Origin of the sequence: Qipengyuania gaetbuli, assembly GCF_020171365.1 — a bacterium.
Taxonomy (GTDB): Bacteria; Pseudomonadota; Alphaproteobacteria; order Sphingomonadales; family Sphingomonadaceae; genus Qipengyuania; species Qipengyuania gaetbuli_B.
In genome coordinates this window covers 1,152,868-1,171,338 of record NZ_JAIUZO010000002.1, presented here as the reverse complement: position 1 = coordinate 1,171,338, position 18,471 = coordinate 1,152,868, and the positions used below count along the sequence as shown (strand labels likewise).

Genomic DNA, 18,471 nt, shown 5'->3' with positions numbered 1-18,471 from the left:
TGTTTTTCAGTTCCGCCGGAACCCCCCGGCATCTCGTGAGTTTGGGTTATCGGCGGAAAGGTTAACTAAGCAATAGTCGCGTAGAAGTCCCGCGACAGACCGGCTGTCGAACGCGCCGAGTCGTTGAATGGTGGCTTAAGCCCTCCCGAAAAATGCGTCCGGACGAGTTTCTGCCATGATTCTGGCGGGTTCTCTCCGCGTGCCTTGCAAAGGGCCCGAAAGTGCTTGGCGCCGTAGGCGACGTGGCGGATTTCGTCGTCAAGGATTCGTTTGAGGATTCGCGCCCCGTTCTCGTCCCCTTGCGCACGCACCCGCTCGAGCGTGGCTGGCGTGACGTCGAGACCGCGCGCTTCCAGTACCATGGGCACGATCGCGAGCCGCGCAGCGACGTCATGCGCCGTGTCCTGCGCGGCGCTCCACAAGCCGTCATGCGCGGGCAGTGCCCCGTAATAGGAACCGAGCGTCGCGAGCTTGCGCTCGAGCAAGGCGAAATGCATCGCCTCGTCCGCGGCGACCGCGAGGAAGTCGGAGACGAACTCCTCGCCCATCGATTCGCCGAACCGCCCGGCCATGTCGAGCGCGAGGTCGATGGCGACGAATTCGATATGGGCCAGCGCGTGCCACAAGGCGATTCGCCCGCGCTCTGACCCGCCCTTGCCGCGCTTGGGCATCTGGCCCGGGGCGGCCAGCACCAGATCGTCCGGCCAGGCGGGGCGATCGGGCATGGGGCAGTCGAAGACCGCCTCCAGCCTGCCTAGCCGCCAGTTGCGCGCCACCTGCCTTGCAGCGAAAACCTTGCTTGTCTTGTCCCCGGTCAGCAGCGCGGCACGGATGGCGGCCGCAACCGATTGCCGCCGTGACGTCATGCGCCCCTTGCCGCCTCGAGCACTTCCTCGGCGTGACCCTTGACCTTCACCTTGGGCCAGATGCGCAGGATGGTCCCGTCACCCGCCAGCAAAAAGGTTGAGCGGACCATGCCCATGTAGGTCTTCCCGTACATCTGCTTTTCCGTCCACACGCCGAGTTCGTCCGACAGGCCGCCTTCCTCCGCATCGGTCGCAAGGTCGACCGTGAGAGTGTGCTTGGCGATGAAATTCTGGTGCTTCTTGGGCGAATCCTTGCTGACGCCAAGCAGGCGGACGCCCGCCTTGTCGAATTCGCCCTTGAGCGCGCTGAAGTCCTTGGCCTCGGTCGTGCAGCCCGGCGTATTGTCCTTGGGATAGAAGAAGACGACCGCTTTCAAGCCGGATAGGTCGCCCTTGGTCACTGTGCCGCCATCGGGCGTTTCCATGCTGAAATCGGGAAAAGCGTCGCCGACGTCGTAAGTGCTCATTCGTCCATCTCCAGTGTCTCGCCCAGATGGGCCGTCCATGCCTGTGCCACTGCCGCCCGCGCATCGTCGAACGCCCGGCGCAGCGCCGCAAAATCCTCGCAGCGGCAGATGCGAGCGAGGATCGCGCCCTGCGGGCCTGCCGGGACGGCGAGGTCGGGGGCGAGCAGGCGCGTACCCACCAGCAGCCGCGTCATCAAGTCGTGCGCGTCGCCAAGGCTTGCAGGCAGCAGGTCGCGCGCCGCCAGCTGCGCAATGGCGTCATCGAGGCGCGGGGTGAGCGCGATGCCGTCGCGCAATTGCAGGAAGTGGACGACGAATTCGAGGTCCACCAGCCCGCCGCGCAGCAGCTTGGCGTCGAGCGGGCCGCGCGGCGGTTTGTGCGCCGCCATTTCGTTGCGCATCTTGAGCAGGTCTTGCTTCAGCGTGTCCGGATTGCGCTTGCGGCAGAGCACTTTGCGCAGGCCCTCCTCGATCTGCGTCCGCGCCGTCTCGCTGCCGGTCAGCGCGCGTGAGCGGGTCAGCGCCATATGCTCCCAGGTCCAAGCGTCTTCGGCCTGGTAGCGCAGGAAGCTATCGAGGCTCACCGCGAGCGGTCCCTGCGCGCCCTGGGGACGCAGCCGCGTGTCGACTTCGTAGAGCGCACCTTCGGCTGTCGGCACCGACAGCGCGGCGCTCACCCGCTGGGCGAGGCGGTTGAAATAGAGCGTCGCGCCGAGCGGTCGCTCGCCATCGGATTCGCCCTCGTGCGACCCGGTGAAGAGGTAGACCACGTCGAGGTCGGAGGCATGGGTCAGCATTCCGCCGCCGAGCCGCCCGAGACCCAGCACGACCAGTTCGCTTCCCGCGATATGCCCGTGGCGGGCGGCGAATTCCTCGCTTGCCGCCTGCTGCGCGATATCCAGTGCCGCTTCCGCCGTGCGCGAGAGAGCCTGCGCGATATCGAGCGGGTCGTGTGCCGTCTCGATCAGCTGCACGCCAAGCGCGAAACGCGTCTCGCCTGTGACGATGCGGATGCGGTCGAGCCGGTCTTCGTAAGTGTCGCCGCGCTCGCCGCGCATCATCGCTTCGGCCAGTTCCTCGCGGCTGCCCGGCAGGTCAAGTGCGCTGCGGTCGATCAGGGCGTCGACCAGTTCGGGCCGCAAGGCAATCGCATCGGCCAGCGGCGGGGCGAGCGTGAGGCAGTCGGCAAGCAGCTGGAACAGGCCGGGCCGCGCCTCGAGCAGGCGGAACAGGTTCACTGCGCTGCTGAGCCGCGAGAGCAGCGTTTCCCAGCGGGCGACGGCTCGGTCCGGCTCGTCTGCCGCAGCCAGCGAATCCAGCAAGGGCGCACGGATCGCCTCGAAAGCGGACAGCGCTGCGGGGCTGCGCAGCGGCGGATAGCGGCCATCGGTCCACGCCTTCACCCGCTCGGCCAGCTCTGGGTCCAGTTCCTTCGCTGCGGTCACCGGCGCAAGATGCGGGCTGTCGGCCGGAACGGATCGCTCGTCCTCCGCCAGCAGTGCGTCGTAGCGTGCCGCGACGGGAGCCGTGAGCGAGGCGATGTGATCGAGCCATTCGGACCCGTCGGCAAACCCGTCCAGCCGTGCGGCATTGTCGAGCGCCTCGCCTTCGGGAAGCGAGTGGGTCTGGCGGTCGGCGACCATCTGCAGGCGGTGCTCGATGCGGCGCAGCCCGTCATAGGAAGCGCCGAGGATTGCCGCGTCCTCGGCCGCGATATGGCCCGCAGCCGCCAAGGCATCGAGCGCGTCGCGGGTCCGCTTGCAGCGCAGTTCGCGGTTGCGCCCGCCGTGGATTAGCTGGTGGGTCTGGGCGAAGAACTCGATCTCGCGAATGCCGCCGCGGCCCAGTTTGACGTTGTAGCCCGGCGCAGGGGCAGTGGGTCCGCGCTGCTGTTCGCGAATGCGGCGGGTCAGCTGGCGGATCGCGTCGATTGCCCCGAAATCGAGGCTGCGCCGCCAGACGAAAGGGCGGATGTGGTCGAGGAAACGCTCGCCCGCCGCGATATCGCCGGCGCACGACCGGGCACGGATGAAGGCCGCCCGCTCCCACGCGATGGCCGAGCTTTCGTAATGCGTGATCGCCGCCTCGAGCGGGATGGCGAGCGGGCTGACCTCCGATGCGGGCCGCAGCCGCAGATCGACGCGGAAGACGTAACCCTCGCTCGTCACGTCGGCCAGCAGCCGCACCATCTCGCGGGCATAGCGCTGGGCCGCCTCGCCCGGCTCGTCGCGCTCGCGCCGGGCGAGGCGTTCCGGATCGTAGATCAGGATGGGATCGATGTCGGAGGAGTAGTTGAGTTCGCCCGAACCGTGCTTGCCTAGGGCCAGAGCAATCATCCCGTCCACCGGAGCCCCCTCGACCCGCCGGTCGATGGCCGCCTCCAGCGCGCGGTGCATGGCGCGGTCGGCGAAGAGCGAGAGTTCGCGCATCACCTTGTCGAGATCGAAGGCGCCGGCGAGATCGCCGATTGCCAGCGCCGTCGCCAGCGCCCGCTTCTCGCGTCGCAAGGCGAGGCCGGCATCCGCGATCCCCTCGCCTGCGGCCTTGGCCAGCGACAGCGCGTCGTCCCCGCGTCCCTGTTCGAGCAGTTCGGCAAGGTCGGGCCACAGTTCCAGACCGCGCGCGAGGTACGGTGCGTGGGCGCGCGCCCTTGCCAGTGCTCCGGACCAGTCGTCAGCCATGGCGCGCGGTGTGCCTGCGCGCGCCGGTGTGCGCAAGCTTGCCCTTGCGGCCCATGTGCTGCAACAAGCGCGGCGCAAACGATCAAGAGAGGTTGCCCCCCATGATACGCACTAGCCTGACCGCTGCCGCAGCCCTGCTGCTTGCCGCGTGCAACGCCGGCGGCGACGAGCCCGGCACGACCGGCCTCGACATCCCCGACATCGCCGCCGCGGACATTTCCGAAGCGACGATGAAGGAAGTGACCGAGGCACTGTCTTCCGACGAATTCGAAGGCCGCATGCCCGGATCGATCGGCGAGGAGAAGACCGTCGCCCTGCTGACCGAACGCTTCAAGGCCGCCGGCCTGCAGCCCGGCAACAATGGCTCATGGGTCCAGAAGGTCCCGCTGGTCGAGATCACCGGCAAGGATTACGCGCCGCTGACGATCTCGGGCAAAGGCTTCGACAAGGCGCTCGAATACAGCAAGGACTGGGTCGGCGTGACCTATCGTGAAGATGCGAAAACGACGCTGGCCGATAGCGAGCTCGTCTTCGTCGGCTACGGCATCAACGCCCCCGAAAAGGGCTGGAACGACTATGCCGGCGTGGACATGACCGGCAAGACCGCGGTCATCCTCGTCAACGATCCCGACTTCGGCACGGAAGGCCTCGACGGGCCGTTCAACGGCAAGGCCATGACCTATTACGGCCGCTGGACCTACAAGTACGAAGAAGCCGCAAGGCAGGGCGCGGCCGGCGCGATCATCATCCACGACACCGAACCTGCATCCTACGGCTGGAATGTCGTCGAAAGCAGCTGGTCGGGCCCGCAGGCCTATGCCCAGCGCGGCGCGGACGCTCCGCCGCTCACCCAGATGAACGGCTGGGTGCAGAACGAGATCGGCAAGGAAATCCTCAAGGCTGCTGGCCAAGACCCGGCCAAGCTGTTCGCCAATGCCAAGAAGAAGGGCTTCAAGGCGGTCCCGCTGGGACTCAAGGCCTCGACCAGCTTTTCGAACGACATCCGCAAGTTCGAATCGCAGAACGTCATCGGCATCCTGCCCGGCAGCGAGGCGCCCGAGGAATACGTGATCCACACCGCCCACTGGGACCACCTTGGCCGCTGCACGCCCGCGCCTGACGGCGACGACATCTGCAACGGCGCCGTCGACAATGCGACCGGCACCGCGGCGCTCGTCGCGCTGGCCGAAGCGCATGCCAAGATCGGCCCTGCCCGCCGCACGCTGGTGTTCCTTGCCGTGACGGCAGAGGAATCGGGCCTGCTGGGCGCCGACTATTACGCGGCGAACCCGGTCTTCCCGCTCGACAAGACGGTGGGCGGCATCAACATGGATGCCTTCCTTATTGCAGGTCCCAGCAAGGACGTGACCGTGGTCGGCCCGGGCAAGTCGCAGCTCGACCAGTTCCTCGAAGCGGCGCTGACCGCCGACGGTCGTGTCGCCACGCCTAACCCGAACCCTGAAGCCGGCTATTACTACCGCTCCGACCACTTCGCCTTCGCCAAGCGCGGCGTGCCGATGCTCTATATCGACGGCGGCGAGGATCTGGTCGACGGTGGCAAGGAAACCGGTGCGGCCCTCGCGCTCGATTATCGCGAGAACCGCTACCACGGTCCCAAGGACGAATACGATCCGAACTGGGACTGGTCGGGCGTGATGGCCGATTTGCAGCTGATGTACCGCATCGGCCGCATGCTCGGCATGAGCACGAGCTGGCCGAACTGGAACGAGGGTGACGAGTTCAAGGCCACCCGCGACGAGAATTGCGCATCGGCCGATACCGGCTGCTGATCCGATCAGGGCACCAATAGAAAAGGGCCGGTTCGCCAATGCGGCGGACCGGCCCTTTCTTTATGCTTCGGCTGGATCAGCGTGCGAGCAGGCGCTCGGCAATGGCGCGCACTTCGGCGCCCATGTCTTCGCGCTCCAGCGCCAGCGCCAGCGTCGCTTCGACGAACCCAGTCTTGCTGCCGCAGTCATAGCGGTTACCGGAGAAGGTCACCGCGTGGAACGGCTGGTTGCCGATCATGCGCGCCATTGCGTCGGTCAGCTGGATTTCCCCGCCCGCGCCTTTTTCCTGGTCTTCCAGCACGCGCATGACTTCGGGCTGCAGGATGTAGCGGCCCGAGATGATCTTGTTCGAGGGCGCATCCTCGCGCTTCGGCTTCTCGACCAGGCCGGTGACTTCGGTCAGCGTGTCGGACACCTGTGCGCCGGGCGCGATGACGCCGTAGCTCGACACCTCGTCTTCCGGCACTTCGAGCACCGAGATCAGGTTCCCGCCCACCTCGTTATAGGCTTCGACCATCTGCTTCATGCAGCCGGGTTCGCCGACCATGAGTTCGTCGGGCAGCAGGATCGCGAAAGGCTCGTCGCCCACGATGGCGCGGGCGCACCAGATCGCATGGCCGAGGCCGAGCGGGACCTGCTGGCGCACGGTGATGATGTCGCCGGGCGTCGCGCGGGTCGGGTCGAGCACGCTCATGTCCTTGCCGCGTTCGGACATGGTCGATTCCAGTTCGTAGGCCACGTCGAAATGCTCGACGATCGCGGTCTTGCCGCGGCCGGTCACGAAGATGATCTGCTCGATCCCCGCCTCGCGCGCCTCGTCCACTGCATACTGGATCAGCGGGCGGTCGACGATCGGGAGCAGTTCCTTCGGGATCGCCTTGGTGGCGGGCAGGAAGCGCGTGCCGAGGCCCGCAACGGGGAAGACGGCTTTCTTGATCGGCTTGTGCGTGGTCATGGCGGCGGGAGTTAGGGCTGCCTCTCTGGCAGGTCAACAATTGGCGGAGATGTGTGTAGTAGGCAGGCGGGGTGACAGGTGCATGACGCTTGCCTGTGCGCCACATGGCATTAAAGGCATCGGACCCATGGACAAACTTCTCATTCGCGGCGGCAACCGCCTCTCCGGCACGATCCCGATCTCGGGCGCGAAGAATGCCGCCCTGACGCTCATCCCCTGTGCCCTGCTCACGGACGAGCCGGTGACCTTGCGCAATCTGCCGCGGCTTGCCGATATCGACGGGTTCCAGCACCTGATGGGCCAGTTCGGCGTGGCGCACACGATCGCCGGCCACCGTCCTGAAGATTTCGGCCGCGTGATGACCATGGAAGCGCCGCGCATCACGTCGACGGTCGCGCCCTATGACCTCGTGCGCAAGATGCGCGCATCGATCCTCGTGCTCGGCCCGATGCTGGCCCGCATGGGCGAGGCGACCGTGTCGCTGCCCGGCGGCTGCGCCATCGGCAACCGCCCGATCGACCTCCACCTGAAGGCACTCGAAGCTTTCGGAGCCCATATCGAGCTGGCGCAGGGCTATGTCCGCGCCATCGCGCCCGACGGCGGTCTGCCCGGCGGCGAATACGATTTCCCCGTGGTCTCGGTCGGTGCGACCGAAAACGCGGTAATGGCCGCGGTCCTTGCCAAGGGCACGAGCAAGCTCATCAACGCCGCGCGCGAGCCGGAAATCGTCGATTTGTGCAATCTGCTCGTCGCGATGGGCGCAGAGATGGAAGGCATCGGCACGTCCGAACTCACCATTCACGGCGTGAAGCGGCTGCACGGTGCGACCTACCGCGTCATGCCCGACCGTATCGAGGCCGGCTCCTATGCCTGCGCGGCGGCCATCACCGGCGGCGAAGTGCTGCTGGAAGGCGCGAATTTCGACGACATGGCATCGACCATCCACGCGCTGCGCAACATCGGCGTCGAGGTCGAGCAGGTGAAGGGCGGTGTCCATGTCGCTGCCAACGGACCGCTCAAGGCGCACAATCTGACGACCGCACCGTTCCCCGGTCTTGCCACCGACATGCAGGCCCAGCTGATGAGCCTGCTGTGCAAGGCGGAAGGCACCAGCGTGCTTAAGGAAACCATCTTCGAGAACCGCTTCATGCACGTGCCCGAACTGGCGCGTATGGGTGCGAATATCGAGACGAGTGGGCGGACCGCCGTAGTACGCGGCCCGGTCGAACTGACCGGCGCCGAAGTCATGGCGACCGATTTGCGCGCATCGATGAGCCTGGTCATCGCCGGCCTTGCCGCCGAAGGCGAGACGACGGTGCGCCGCCTCTACCACCTCGACCGCGGTTACGAGCGGCTGGAAGAGAAGCTCCAGCTTGTCGGCGCTGATATCGAACGGGTCGGCGACGACTGAGCACCCGGGCCGGACCTTTCGCGGATGCGGTTCGTTGAGCTTTCGACGAACCCATTGGAAAGGAAGGCATCATGATCCTCAAGCTCGCAGCACTCGGCGCGCTCGGCTATGCCGGGTACAAGTATTACGAGAAGAACCAGAAGGACCGCGGCGGCGTCGCCTTTGCAGCCGGTGAGCCGGCAGGCGCGTTCCGCAACGCAGGCGCAGAATCGACCGCAACGGTCGGCGACCGCATGAGCAAGACCGACGAAGCTCTCGACGAGACTTTCCCGGCCAGCGACGCCACGGCGAAATACTAGGTCCCGACGGACCTCATTCTTCGGGGGCGGCAGGAGCGATCCTGTCGCCCCCTTTGCTTGCCGGCTGCAATTCGTGCGTGGCCAGCCAGACGCGGATGGCACCTGCAAGCCCCGGAGGCGTGTCGCTGCGGATCCGCTCGGCATCGATGCTGGCGACCAGCGTGTTCACCGCAAGGCCCCTGCGCGCCGCGGCCCGGCGCAGGAGGTCCCAGAACACCGGCTCCAGGCTTACGGAAGTCCGGTGCCCTTCTATGCGGACGGAGTACTTCTTCGGCGGGTGGTAGGGCGTCTCCATAAGTCACTGATATAACGACTGTGCCCGCGGCCGCACGAATTTTTTGGGGTAGCTTGCAGCGGTGCCTCGCCTAGTAAGTGCGTGATGACGCGCACCCTCGACGCCCTGACCGACAAGGAAAAGGAGGCCCTGCGCCTCATCCTGCGCGGCCACGACGCCAAGTCCAGCGCGCGCGAACTCGACCTTTCCGTCCACACGATCAACGAGCGCCTACGCGGTGCGCGGCGCAAGCTGGAAGTCACGAGCAGCAAGGAGGCTGCGCGGCTGCTGCTGGAAGACGAGGGCGGCATGGCCGAAATGCTGGGACACAAGCATTTGGGGGATGCGTCGATAGAGGCATCCGCTGATGCTGGGGCAGTTTCGGGCGATGACCGTCCGAGGCAAACTCGAACCATACTGATCGGAGTTGCCCTAATGTCCATCATCCTTGCCGCCTTGCTCGCCCTTCAGGCTCCGACGCCAGATGCCCCGCCCATTGCCCCTCCAGCCGCTGTAGCCGAAGAGAGCCCCGGGAAGCCCGTGGGCCCGGCGATGCGTGAGAAGCTGGAATCGGCCGAGCACGCTGCACTCGTCATGCTGGAGGTGGCAGACAAGGACGAATTCGACCTGACTGCCAAGTCTTCCGATCGGACCGACCCGAATTTCGCCGCATGGAACGCGCTTGCCGAACGGCGGCAGCAGTTCGGCAAGGCGCTAAGCCGCGATACGCACCGGATCGACATCATCGAAAGTAACGGCCGCGACCAATGGGTCGTCCGCTTCCTCACCGATTTCGAGCGCCTGCAAGGGACCTACGAAAAGATCACTCTCGTGCGCGACGGAACGGGTTTCGTCGTGAAGGACTACGAGATCGAGTAGCAGTGCACTCGCCCGCGGCTCAGTACATGTGCTGGCCGCCGTTGATGCTCATGGTCGAGCCGGTGACGAATTCGGCATGTTCCGATGCCAGGAAGCTGACCCCGCGGGCGATCTCGCTGGCCTTGCCGAGGCGGCCGACGGGGATCTTGGCTACGATCTTTTCCAGCACCGGTTCGGGCACTGCGGCGACCATGTCGGTGTCGATGTAGCCCGGGGCGATCGCATTCACAGTGATGCCGAAGCGTGCGCCTTCCTGGGCCAGCGCCTTGGTGAAGCCGTGAATGCCGCTCTTGGCGGCGGCGTAGTTGACCTGGCCGTACTGGCCTGCCTGGCCGTTGATCGAACCGATATTGATGATCCGGCCCCAGCCACGCTCCTTCATGCCGGCGAAAGTGGCCTTGGCCATGTTGAAGCAGCCGCCCAGGTTGGTGCGCATCACGGCGTCCCAGTCCTCGTAGCTCATCTTCAGGAGCGTGCCGTCGCGGGTGATGCCGGCATTGTTGACGACGATCTCGATCGGGCCGTGCTCGGCCTCGACCTTCTTGCAGGCTTCCTGCACGGCTTCGTAATCGCCCACGTCGAACTTGACGGTCGGGATGCCCGTTTCTTCGGTGAAGCGACGTGCGGCATCGTCATTGCCGGCATAGTTGGCGACGACCGTACAGCCGCGTTCGTCACGCAGGCGTTCGCAGATTGCGCGCCCGATGCCGCGCGTGCCCCCGGTTACGATGGCAACTCGTCCCATTGTCGATTCTCCCAAGCTTTCCGTAGCGTTCGCTCAAGGCATAGGCGTGCGGATATGACGAGGTAAAGGCAATCCGCCTTTGGTCGGAGCCGTTCAATCGTATTCGTTCGGGAAAGCGCCTGCGAAGGCGCTCGTCAGAAGCGGATCTGCGTGCCCACGTACACGGCCTGGTCGTCTTCCACGCCATTGGTCAGCGGGGCGAGACGGTCGCGATCCTGCGACAGGCGGACACCTGCCGTCACGTCGAGATTGCGGCTGAGGCTGTAGGAGCCGCCGAGGTCGAGCTGCTGCGAGCCGGCACCTTCGAGCGTGCGCGGCGAAGCGCCTGCGCGGCCCTGCTGTTCAAGCGCAATGCGCGACTGGAACCGGCTCGGCGCATCCTGCGCATCGCCGCGATAGGTCGAAAGGTCCGGCATTGCGATATCGCGAATGCCGGTCGGGACCGTGGCGGCCGAGCGGGTCGGCTGCGTGAAGCTCTGGTAACCGCGCGCAACGCCGAGATTGTAGCGCGTTGCCGCAAGCGGCGAGGCACCGTCGGCAGCGACCACGCTGGCGATCGTGTCGCGCGGCGAACGGCCCGAAATCGACGAGGCGAGGTTCTTGTCCACGCGGACGGCGAAATTGACGGTGCGTTCGCGAAGGTTGCGCGGCTTGCTGGCCGGGGTGAAGCGCAGCGCGTCTTCCCCGATCACCGCCGCAACGCGCGCGGCCAGTTCCGGATCGACGCCGGCCGGCGTGAAGGGCACGAATTCCATCGATTCGGGAGCAGCTTCTGGCGAGCCGGAGACGACCGCGAGGCCGGCGCCGGGAATGGCCAGCGCGAGGACGGCAGCCGTCAGCACGACCGGAGCGAGCCGGTTCTTGCCTTTGCTGTCATGCCTGTCGGCCATTGGAACTCTATCCTCTTCGTCAAGGTCAGCCTGCTATTGAAGCAGACTGCGACTTAACCGTTCCCGAACGGCGGATCGTGCGTGCGACTCGCCTGTGAACCCAAGAGACTAGGACTCGCAGGCGCGCCTTGCCAAGCTTTTCCACAGCATGGGCCGGCAATGGGGGAAAGGTGTTGCCCCCTCTCCACAAATAGCCCCGCAATTCAGCACATATTCACGGCCTGGCGGTGCCTATGCGGCCAAGCCGGTGCTTGCCCGCAAGCGCTCAGGCTTTATAGAGCCGACCAACACAGTTTCTCTCAAGGATCGTTCATGACCATCACGCGCAGCTTCCGTCGCCCCGCCGCCATCGCCGGCATTGCGGTCGCCTCCCTGGCGCTGGCCGCTTGCGGCGGCGGTGAACGCCCGCGCGCGGACCTTGCGGCAGCGCAGGTGTCGACCATCGGCGTGAACTCCTACCTCTGGCGCGCCTCGCTCGAGACCGTCAGCTTTGCTCCGCTGCTCCAGGCGGACAGCGCCGGCGGCGTGATCGTCACCGACTGGTACGCCAACCCGAGCAATCCGGGCGAACGCGTCAAGATGACCGTCACCATCCTCGACCGCGACCTGCGCGCCGATGCCCTGCGCGTCGCTGCCAGCCGCCAGGTCAACCAGGCCGGCAACTGGGTCGATGCACCGGTGCAGGCCGCCACGGTCCAGCGCCTGGAGGACATCATCCTCACCAAGGCCCGCGAACTGCGCCGTCAGGCGATCGCCAACTGATTCTGACGGGTTCCATTTACGCCCGAATTGCCTAAGGGCTTCGGGCATGAGCGATACCCGTTTCGATCCGACGTCCGCAGACCCGCGCTGGCAATCAGCGTGGGAGGACGCGCAGACCTTCCGCGCCGACAGCAACTCCGACAAGCCGAAGAGCTATGTCCTGGAGATGTTCCCCTATCCTTCGGGGCGCATCCACATCGGCCACGTCCGCAACTACACGATGGGCGACGTGCTGGCCCGCTACAAGAAAGCGACCGGCCACGAAGTCCTGCACCCGATGGGCTGGGACGCCTTCGGCATGCCGGCGGAAAACGCCGCGATGGAAAAGGGCGTCCACCCGGGCGGCTGGACCCGCGCCAACATCGAACACATGAAGGCGCAATTGAAGCGCCTCGGCTTCGCGCTCGACTGGAGCCGCGAACTGGCGACCTGCGAGCCGGATTACTACGGCCACGAACAGGCGCTTTTCATCGACCTGTACGAGGCGGGCCTCGTCTATCGCAAGGAAAGCGAGGTCAACTGGGACCCGGTCGACATGACCGTGCTCGCCAACGAACAGGTGATCGACGGCAAGGGCTGGCGCTCGGGCGCGGACGTCGAGAAGCGCAAGCTGAACCAGTGGTTCCTCAAGATCACCGACTTCGCCGAGGAACTGCTCGAAGGCCTCGGCAGCCTCGAGAACTGGCCCGACAAGGTCCGGCTGATGCAGGAAAACTGGATCGGCAAGTCCAAGGGCCTGGAATTCAGCTTCGACCTGTCGAACGGCGAGAAGCTACCGGTCTATACCACGCGCCCCGACACGATCTTCGGTGCGAGCTTCGTTGCGGTTGCCGCCGACCATCCGGTCGCGCAAGCGCTCGACAGCGACGAGGCGCGCGCCTTCATCGCCGAATGCAAGAAGGGCGGGACCACTGCCGCCGAACTCGAAACCGCCGAAAAGCTGGGCTTCGACACTGGCATCACGGCCAAGCACCCGTTCACCGGCGCGGACCTGCCGGTCTACATCGCGAACTTCGTGCTTATGGACTACGGCACCGGCGCCATCATGGCGGTACCTGGCCATGACCAGCGCGATTTTGAATTCGCAACCAAATACGGCCTGCCGATTCCGCGCGTTGTCGCAGGCAGCGCCGAGGATGCCGGCAAGCCCTTCGAAGGCGAGGCCGAAGCGGGCGAGGGCGTGCTGGTGAACTCCGACTTCCTCGACGGCATGAATGTCGAGGATGCGAAGCGCGAAATCATCGCCCGCATCGAAGCCGAAGGGCGCGGCACGGGCAAGACCGTCTGGCGCCTGCGCGACTGGGGCGTTTCGCGCCAGCGCTATTGGGGGACGCCGATCCCCTTCATCCATTGCGGCACCTGCGGCGTGGTTCCTGCGCCCAAGGGCAGCCTGCCTATCACCCTGCCGGAAGATGTCGACTTCCAGACGCCCGGCAACCCGCTGCTGCGCCACCCGACCTGGAAGCATGTCGATTGCCCCAAGTGCGGCGGCAAGGCTGAGCGGGAGACCGATACGCTCGACACCTTCGTCGACAGTTCGTGGTATTTCCTGCGGTTCGCCAGCCAGCCGGCCGACCGGCCCTTCGACGCGCAAGAGGTCGCGAAGTGGATGCCGGTCGAACAGTACATCGGCGGGATCGAACATGCGATCTTGCATCTGTTGTACGCCCGTTTCTGGACCCGCGCGCTCGCCCACATGGGCCAGATCGAGGTGAAGGAGCCCTTCGCCTCGCTGTTCACCCAAGGCATGGTCACGCACGAGACATACAGCCGCAAGGACGGCGGCAAGACGATCTACTTCGCGCCCGACGAGATCAGCCGCGACGCCGACCGCGCTCTGCTCAAGGAAGACGGCAGCGAGGTCGAAATCGGCCGCGTCATCAAGATGTCGAAGTCGAAGAAGAACGTCGTCGACCCCGACACGATCATCGACACCTATGGCGCCGATGCGGTGCGCTGGTTCATGCTGTCCGACAGCCCGCCCGAACGCGACCTGCCGTGGTCGGAAGCGGGGATCGAGGGCTGCTCGCGCTTCGTCCACCGCCTGTGGCGCCTGTTCTCGGCCTATGACGCCGGGGCCGAGGGCGAGGACAAGGCGCTTGATCGCAAGACGCACCAGACCATCGCCGCCGTGGCGCAGGACATCGAGGCGCTGGGCTTCAACAAGGCTGTCGCGCGTATCTACGAACTGACCGGCGCGGTCGAGAAGGCAAAAGCCTCCGCCAGCCGTAGCCAGGCGATCCGCACGCTGGTCCAGCTTGTCGCCCCGATGATGCCGCACCTCGCCGAAGAGGCCTGGGCCGCGCTGGGCGATGGCGGAATGGTCGCCGATGCCGCTTGGCCGGCAGTCGATCCAGCCCTGCTGGTGGAGGACGAAGTTACCATCGCAGTCCAGCACATGGGCAAGCTGCGCGACACGCTGACCGCTCCGAAGGGAGCTTCGAAGGAAGACCTCGAGGCCATGGCGCTGGCGTCCGAAAAGGTGCAGCGGTCGATCGACGGGGCAGATGTTCGCAAGGTCATTGTCGTACCCGACAGATTGGTGAATATCGTCACCTGATGCGCATTCTCGCCGCCACTTTCGCCTGCCTCGCGCTGTCCGCCTGCGGCCTGTCGCCCATGTACGCGGGCGGCGGCAGCGGCGAGGTCGCGCGCGGCCTTGCCGCCGTCGACGTGCCCCCCATCGCGGGCCGTGCAGGCTGGCTGGTCCGGGGCGAATTGAACGACCGGTTCGGCGCGGCAGGCGACAGTTCGCCGCGCTACCGGCTCGACGTCCGGCTCGACGACAATCTCGAAGCGCTGGGCATCCTTGCCGACGATACCGTCAGCCGCGAACGCCGCACCCTGCGCGCCCGCTACCAGCTGGTCGATGCCAGCACGGGCGAGATCCTGCTCGATGCGACCGAAGGCGCCGATGCGGGTATCGACGTGGTGTCCAGCGAGTATGCGACCATCGCTGCCGAACAGACCGCGCTCGAAAACCTCGCCCGCGAAATTGCCGACAGGATCGTCACCCGCGTGGCGCTGACGCTGCGCCAGCAGTGAAGGTCAGGGGCAACGAATTCGCCGCCAAGGCACGCGGCATGGCGCAGGATTGCGCCATCTTCTTCTTTTGCGGCCAGGACGAGGCCGGGGCGAGCGCTGCTGCCAGCGATCTGGTGACCATGCTGCCCGAGCCGGGCGAGCGGGTCGAAATCTCCGGCGCCGACCTCAAGGCCGATCCCGCCCGGCTGGGCGACGAGGCGCGTTCCACCTCGCTGTTCGGCGACAAGCGCCACATCTGGTGCCGCGTGGCAGGCGACGAGGCGCATGACGCGCTCCAGACGCTGATCCAGACCGGCGAAGTCGGCGCGGGCGAGGCGTGTCCCGTGATCGTCGTGGCGACCTCCGCCACCGACAAGTCGCGCACGGCCAAGCTGCTCGAGAAGCGCAAGGACGCGGTCGTCGCCATGTTCTACCCGCCGGACCTGCGCTCGGTAACGCAGGCCGTTCGCGCCATGGGCGATGCGTCGGGCATCCGGCTCGACGGTGCGGTGGCCGAGCGCATTGCCCGCGCGGCCAATCTCGACGTCCGGCTGGCGCAGAGCGAAGTGACCAAGCTCGCGACCTATCTCGATGCCTCGCCGCAGTCGCCCAAGCCGGCGACGATGGAGCACCTCGACGCGATCGGCGCGGCGAGCGAGGAAGACGGCTTCGCCAGCCTCGTCAACGCCGTGCTCGGCGGGCAGGCGAACCGCGTCGGGCCCGAGATCGCCCGGATGAAGCAGATCGGCCTCAACCCGGTCGGCACGTTGCTGGCTTTCGAGCGGCGCGCGGCCCAGCTGGCGCGGATTTCGGCGGCGCTGGGCAACCGGCGCTACCAGGACCTCGACAAGGGCCAGAAGGCCCGCCTCGGCATCTTCTGGAAGGAAGAGCGCGACATTGCCGAACAGCTCCAGCGCTGGCGCGGTCCGAAGCTGGACCGGCTGACGCACGGCCTGACGCGCCTGCACCGCGACCTGCTGACGAACAGCCAAGCCTCGGAACTGCTGCTCGCCCAGGGCCTCACCAGCATCGCGCAGATCGCGACCCGCCGCTAATCTCCCTGAAGCCAGCGCGCCATGGCCGCGGTGGCGAAGCCGTCGCGCCGCGTCGGGCCGTCGAGCATGCTGCCGGCTAACGACAGGCCGCGCCGGGCCAGCTGGCTGGCACGGGCAAGGCCGCCCGCACTTCCTTCGGCTTCGTCGAGCGGGTGCTGCGCCATCCGGTCCGCCCTGCCGCCCAGCGCGAGACCTGCGATGGCGTTGATGTCCTTGCGGGCGGCAGGTTGCTGGACCAGCAGGGCCTCGGCCCGCTCGATCTCCTCTTCAGGGACCGCCACCGGGCATCCGCTCGCCTCGACGAGTCCCGGCAGGAACCAGCGGTCGGTGAGCGCCAGCACGAGCGCAGCGGCGCGGTCATACCCGTCCCGCTGCGCGGTCACCCAGAACCGCGGCCAGTCGATGGCGCGCTTGCGGGTGAGGTGATCGATGTCCGCCAGCGCAAGGGGGCCCACGTTGAACAGGTGCGAACAGGCGCAATGCACGACGAGATGCGCCAGCATGTCTTCGGCAGCGGGCACCCGCATTCCCAGCATCTCGTCGAACACCGACCGCTCAAGCAGCCCGCCATCGTCGCAGCGCGGCATGGTGAGCCCTGCGAGTGGTGCGCTCGCCCAGGCATGGGCGTGCAGTTCGCACGGCACTCCGTCAGGCGAGACGAGGAGCGGCAGGTGCGTTTCCTCGCGCGCCAGCCGGTCGAGCAGTTCCGGCGTCGCTGCCGGTCCGTGCCAGCCCGCATCGCGCAGGGCCTCGTAGGCTGCCACCGCCCGGTCCTGCGGGACGAGCAGGTCGATGTCGCGCATGACCCGCTCTGCAGGGGACGGCCACACGCTCCACGCAAGCGCCGAGCCTTTCAGCGCGACAGCCTCGATGCCGAGGCCTCCAAGCAGGGATGCGGCCTGCGCCAGGGCCCGCCGCTGCGCGAGCACGGCGATGGCGTTCGCCCGGTGCGCCACGCGCCAGCCCTCGGCGATGTCCTGCGGCACCTCGGCCGGCATCTCGCCGCGCGACAGCCGCCCGTGGAGATGCGGTCCCAGCCGGTGCGCTTCGGCGAGCGCATCCAGCGTGTGCCATTCGGCCGGCGACAGCGCGCCCAGTTCGCCCGCGCGGCAGCCGGCCAGCGCGAGCAGGCGCGGCTGCATCAGTCCTGCGGGACGGAGAAGGTGCCGGTCACGCGTCCGCCGGACTGGCCCGTCTGGCCGGTGACCGAGGACGAGCCGCTGGCGCGCCCGTCGACGCTCGACACGCCGCTGGCGAGGTCGATCACGAGGCGTCCGCCATTGAGCGTATCGCTGCCGCGGTTGAGTCGCACGTTGCCGGCCATGGTGATGATGCGGCGGTTGAAGTCGTAGACCGCCGTGTCGCCACTCGCCCGCTCGTTCCCGCGCGCCACGGTCACGCCGCCGGTCGCAAGGATGCGCTGGATTTCGAGCGTGCCCTGGTCCGAATAGTCGATCACCGTGCGCGCCGCATTGAGCGTGAGGCCTGCCTGCGTGATCCGCACATTGCCCGACAGCACGACGCGGTCTTGCCGGTCCTGCAGTTCAATCCGGCCTGCGTCGAAGGAGACCGGCGCGTTCGAATTGTGGCTGGCGATCGCCTGGGCGTTCAGCTGGATGCCTCCGAGGGCCGCGCAGGTCAGCGCGAAACCGGCGACCAGCGATTTGGTCATGGCGGGCAGGTGGTGCTTGATCATGGCATTCTCAGCTTTCCGGGTTCCATGCGCAGGCGCGCATTGCCCACGAGGGTTACTGTTCGCTCGGCAAGGTCGGCTTCCAAACGGTCGGCGCGGAACGTGCCGGCAGGCACCGCCCCTTCGACGCCGCCTGCGCCGGTAACCTGCTTGGTGGCAAGGTCGACCGATACGCCGGTGGCGCGCATGCGGTAGCCGTCGGCGGCTTCCATGCGCATGGTGCCGGTCACGTCGATACGCTGCTCGTCGATGTCGTATTGCCCGCCTTCGGCGCTGATCCGTGCAGGGCCTTCGGCCATTAGCAGGCGGGCGACGATATCGCTCATGCGCACGATCCCTTCCGCGCTCGACCGCTGGACGGCTTCGTCGGCGGTCAGCGAGAACGGGCGGCCTTGCGCGTCCTGTCCGCGGTAAAGCGCATTGTCGACGCGCAGGCGTTCCTGAATGACGGCCACGTCGTTGCGGTCGAGCAGGAAGCTGATCTCGCCGCGCGGGCTGAGCGGGGTGATCAGCATCAGCGCGGCAATCACGCCGACGCCCATCGGCAGCGCGCGGGCAAGGAAGTGGACCAGCTTGTCATGGCTTCCGCCTGGCGCGGCGAAGTGCTGGCGGCGCGAGCGGAGCTGCTGCGCTTCCTGCGTTTCGATCCTGCGCTTGCGGAACACCATGGGTGCGGATTG

The 18,471-nt window shown here is 66.7% G+C and carries 18 protein-coding genes; 8 read left to right on the top strand and 10 right to left on the bottom strand.

Features of this window, described 5'->3' with window-relative positions; genetic code table 11:
* Positions 1–65 precede the first annotated feature (65 nt).
* The 3 genes from LCL94_RS06290 to glnE are packed head-to-tail and all read right to left on the bottom strand — an operon-like array spanning position 66 to position 4,014.
* Positions 66–866: a ferritin-like domain-containing protein gene (locus LCL94_RS06290; RefSeq protein ID WP_224831464.1), complete on the bottom strand. Its 801-nt coding sequence runs from the start codon at positions 864–866 to the stop codon at positions 66–68.
* A complete protein-coding gene (locus LCL94_RS06285) occupies positions 863–1,333 on the bottom strand; it encodes a peroxiredoxin (protein ID WP_224831463.1) in 471 nt (156 codons plus the stop codon). The genes LCL94_RS06290 and LCL94_RS06285 overlap by 4 nt, the downstream gene beginning before the upstream one ends.
* Entirely contained in the window at positions 1,330–4,014 is a 2,685-nt protein-coding gene (glnE, locus tag LCL94_RS06280) for a bifunctional [glutamate--ammonia ligase]-adenylyl-L-tyrosine phosphorylase/[glutamate--ammonia-ligase] adenylyltransferase (protein WP_224831462.1), read from the bottom strand. The genes LCL94_RS06285 and glnE overlap by 4 nt, the downstream gene beginning before the upstream one ends.
* Before the next feature lie 101 nt (positions 4,015–4,115).
* On the opposite strand from glnE, the gene LCL94_RS06275 reads away from it, so the two are divergent.
* On the top strand, positions 4,116–5,804 hold the full coding sequence (locus LCL94_RS06275; RefSeq protein ID WP_224831461.1) for a M28 family metallopeptidase: 1,689 nt from the start codon (positions 4,116–4,118) through the stop codon (positions 5,802–5,804).
* Positions 5,805–5,880: 76 nt separating this feature from the next.
* On the opposite strand, the gene galU is transcribed toward LCL94_RS06275, so the two are convergent.
* Positions 5,881–6,759: a UTP--glucose-1-phosphate uridylyltransferase GalU gene (gene galU / locus LCL94_RS06270; protein ID WP_224831460.1), complete on the bottom strand. Its 879-nt coding sequence runs from the start codon at positions 6,757–6,759 to the stop codon at positions 5,881–5,883.
* A gap of 127 nt (positions 6,760–6,886) precedes the next feature.
* Here galU and murA point away from each other — a divergent pair, with 127 nt between their 5' ends.
* Positions 6,887–8,170 carry a UDP-N-acetylglucosamine 1-carboxyvinyltransferase gene (gene murA / locus LCL94_RS06265; protein WP_160608484.1) on the top strand — a complete coding sequence of 428 codons (1,284 nt, stop codon included), beginning with the start codon at positions 6,887–6,889 and terminating at the stop codon, positions 8,168–8,170.
* A gap of 71 nt (positions 8,171–8,241) precedes the next feature.
* The gene (locus LCL94_RS06260; protein ID WP_224831459.1) at positions 8,242–8,469 is read left to right on the top strand and encodes a hypothetical protein; all 228 of its coding nucleotides are present in this window, start codon (positions 8,242–8,244) and stop codon (positions 8,467–8,469) included.
* 13 nt (positions 8,470–8,482) lie between these two features.
* Here the strand turns inward: LCL94_RS06260 and LCL94_RS06255 are convergent, their stop codons facing one another.
* Complete coding sequence (locus LCL94_RS06255) at positions 8,483–8,764, bottom strand: ribbon-helix-helix domain-containing protein (protein WP_224831458.1); 282 nt, start codon at positions 8,762–8,764, stop codon at positions 8,483–8,485.
* Positions 8,765–8,848: 84 nt separating this feature from the next.
* Here LCL94_RS06255 and LCL94_RS06250 point away from each other — a divergent pair, with 84 nt between their 5' ends.
* Positions 8,849–9,622: a helix-turn-helix domain-containing protein gene (locus tag LCL94_RS06250; protein ID WP_224831457.1), complete on the top strand. Its 774-nt coding sequence runs from the start codon at positions 8,849–8,851 to the stop codon at positions 9,620–9,622.
* Positions 9,623–9,641: 19 nt separating this feature from the next.
* On the opposite strand, the gene phbB is transcribed toward LCL94_RS06250, so the two are convergent.
* Positions 9,642–10,367, bottom strand: a complete 726-nt coding sequence (gene phbB / locus LCL94_RS06245; RefSeq protein WP_224831456.1) for an acetoacetyl-CoA reductase — start codon at positions 10,365–10,367, stop codon at positions 9,642–9,644.
* Between the two features lie 134 nt (positions 10,368–10,501).
* Positions 10,502–11,257 carry a hypothetical protein gene (locus LCL94_RS06240; RefSeq protein WP_224831455.1) on the bottom strand — a complete coding sequence of 252 codons (756 nt, stop codon included), beginning with the start codon at positions 11,255–11,257 and terminating at the stop codon, positions 10,502–10,504.
* Between the two features lie 312 nt (positions 11,258–11,569).
* Between LCL94_RS06240 and LCL94_RS06235 the strand changes: the two genes are divergently transcribed.
* Genes LCL94_RS06235 through holA form a run of 4 tightly spaced genes read left to right on the top strand, consistent with a single transcriptional unit; the run spans position 11,570 to position 16,098 of the window.
* Positions 11,570–12,019 carry a DUF3576 domain-containing protein gene (locus LCL94_RS06235; RefSeq protein ID WP_224831454.1) on the top strand — a complete coding sequence of 150 codons (450 nt, stop codon included), beginning with the start codon at positions 11,570–11,572 and terminating at the stop codon, positions 12,017–12,019.
* 46 nt (positions 12,020–12,065) lie between these two features.
* Positions 12,066–14,579, top strand: a complete 2,514-nt coding sequence (gene leuS / locus LCL94_RS06230) for a leucine--tRNA ligase (protein WP_224831453.1) — start codon at positions 12,066–12,068, stop codon at positions 14,577–14,579.
* Positions 14,579–15,064, top strand: coding sequence for an LPS assembly lipoprotein LptE (gene lptE, locus LCL94_RS06225; RefSeq protein ID WP_224831452.1), 486 nt, complete (start codon positions 14,579–14,581; stop codon positions 15,062–15,064). The genes leuS and lptE overlap by 1 nt, the downstream gene beginning before the upstream one ends.
* Complete coding sequence (holA, locus tag LCL94_RS06220) at positions 15,061–16,098, top strand: DNA polymerase III subunit delta (protein WP_224831451.1); 1,038 nt, start codon at positions 15,061–15,063, stop codon at positions 16,096–16,098. Before lptE ends, holA begins: the two co-directional genes overlap by 4 nt.
* On the opposite strand, the gene LCL94_RS06215 is transcribed toward holA, so the two are convergent.
* The 3 genes from LCL94_RS06215 to lptC are packed head-to-tail and all read right to left on the bottom strand — an operon-like array spanning position 16,095 to position 18,459.
* Complete coding sequence (locus LCL94_RS06215) at positions 16,095–17,240, bottom strand: nucleotidyltransferase family protein (protein ID WP_224831450.1); 1,146 nt, start codon at positions 17,238–17,240, stop codon at positions 16,095–16,097. The two genes, holA and LCL94_RS06215, sit on opposite strands and share 4 nt — an antisense overlap.
* Positions 17,240–17,794, bottom strand: coding sequence for an LptA/OstA family protein (locus tag LCL94_RS06210; RefSeq protein WP_222555314.1), 555 nt, complete (start codon positions 17,792–17,794; stop codon positions 17,240–17,242). Before LCL94_RS06210 ends, LCL94_RS06215 begins: the two co-directional genes overlap by 1 nt.
* The gene (gene lptC / locus LCL94_RS06205; RefSeq protein ID WP_224831449.1) at positions 17,791–18,459 is read right to left on the bottom strand and encodes an LPS export ABC transporter periplasmic protein LptC; all 669 of its coding nucleotides are present in this window, start codon (positions 18,457–18,459) and stop codon (positions 17,791–17,793) included. The genes LCL94_RS06210 and lptC overlap by 4 nt, the downstream gene beginning before the upstream one ends.
* Positions 18,460–18,471: the final 12 nt, after the last annotated feature.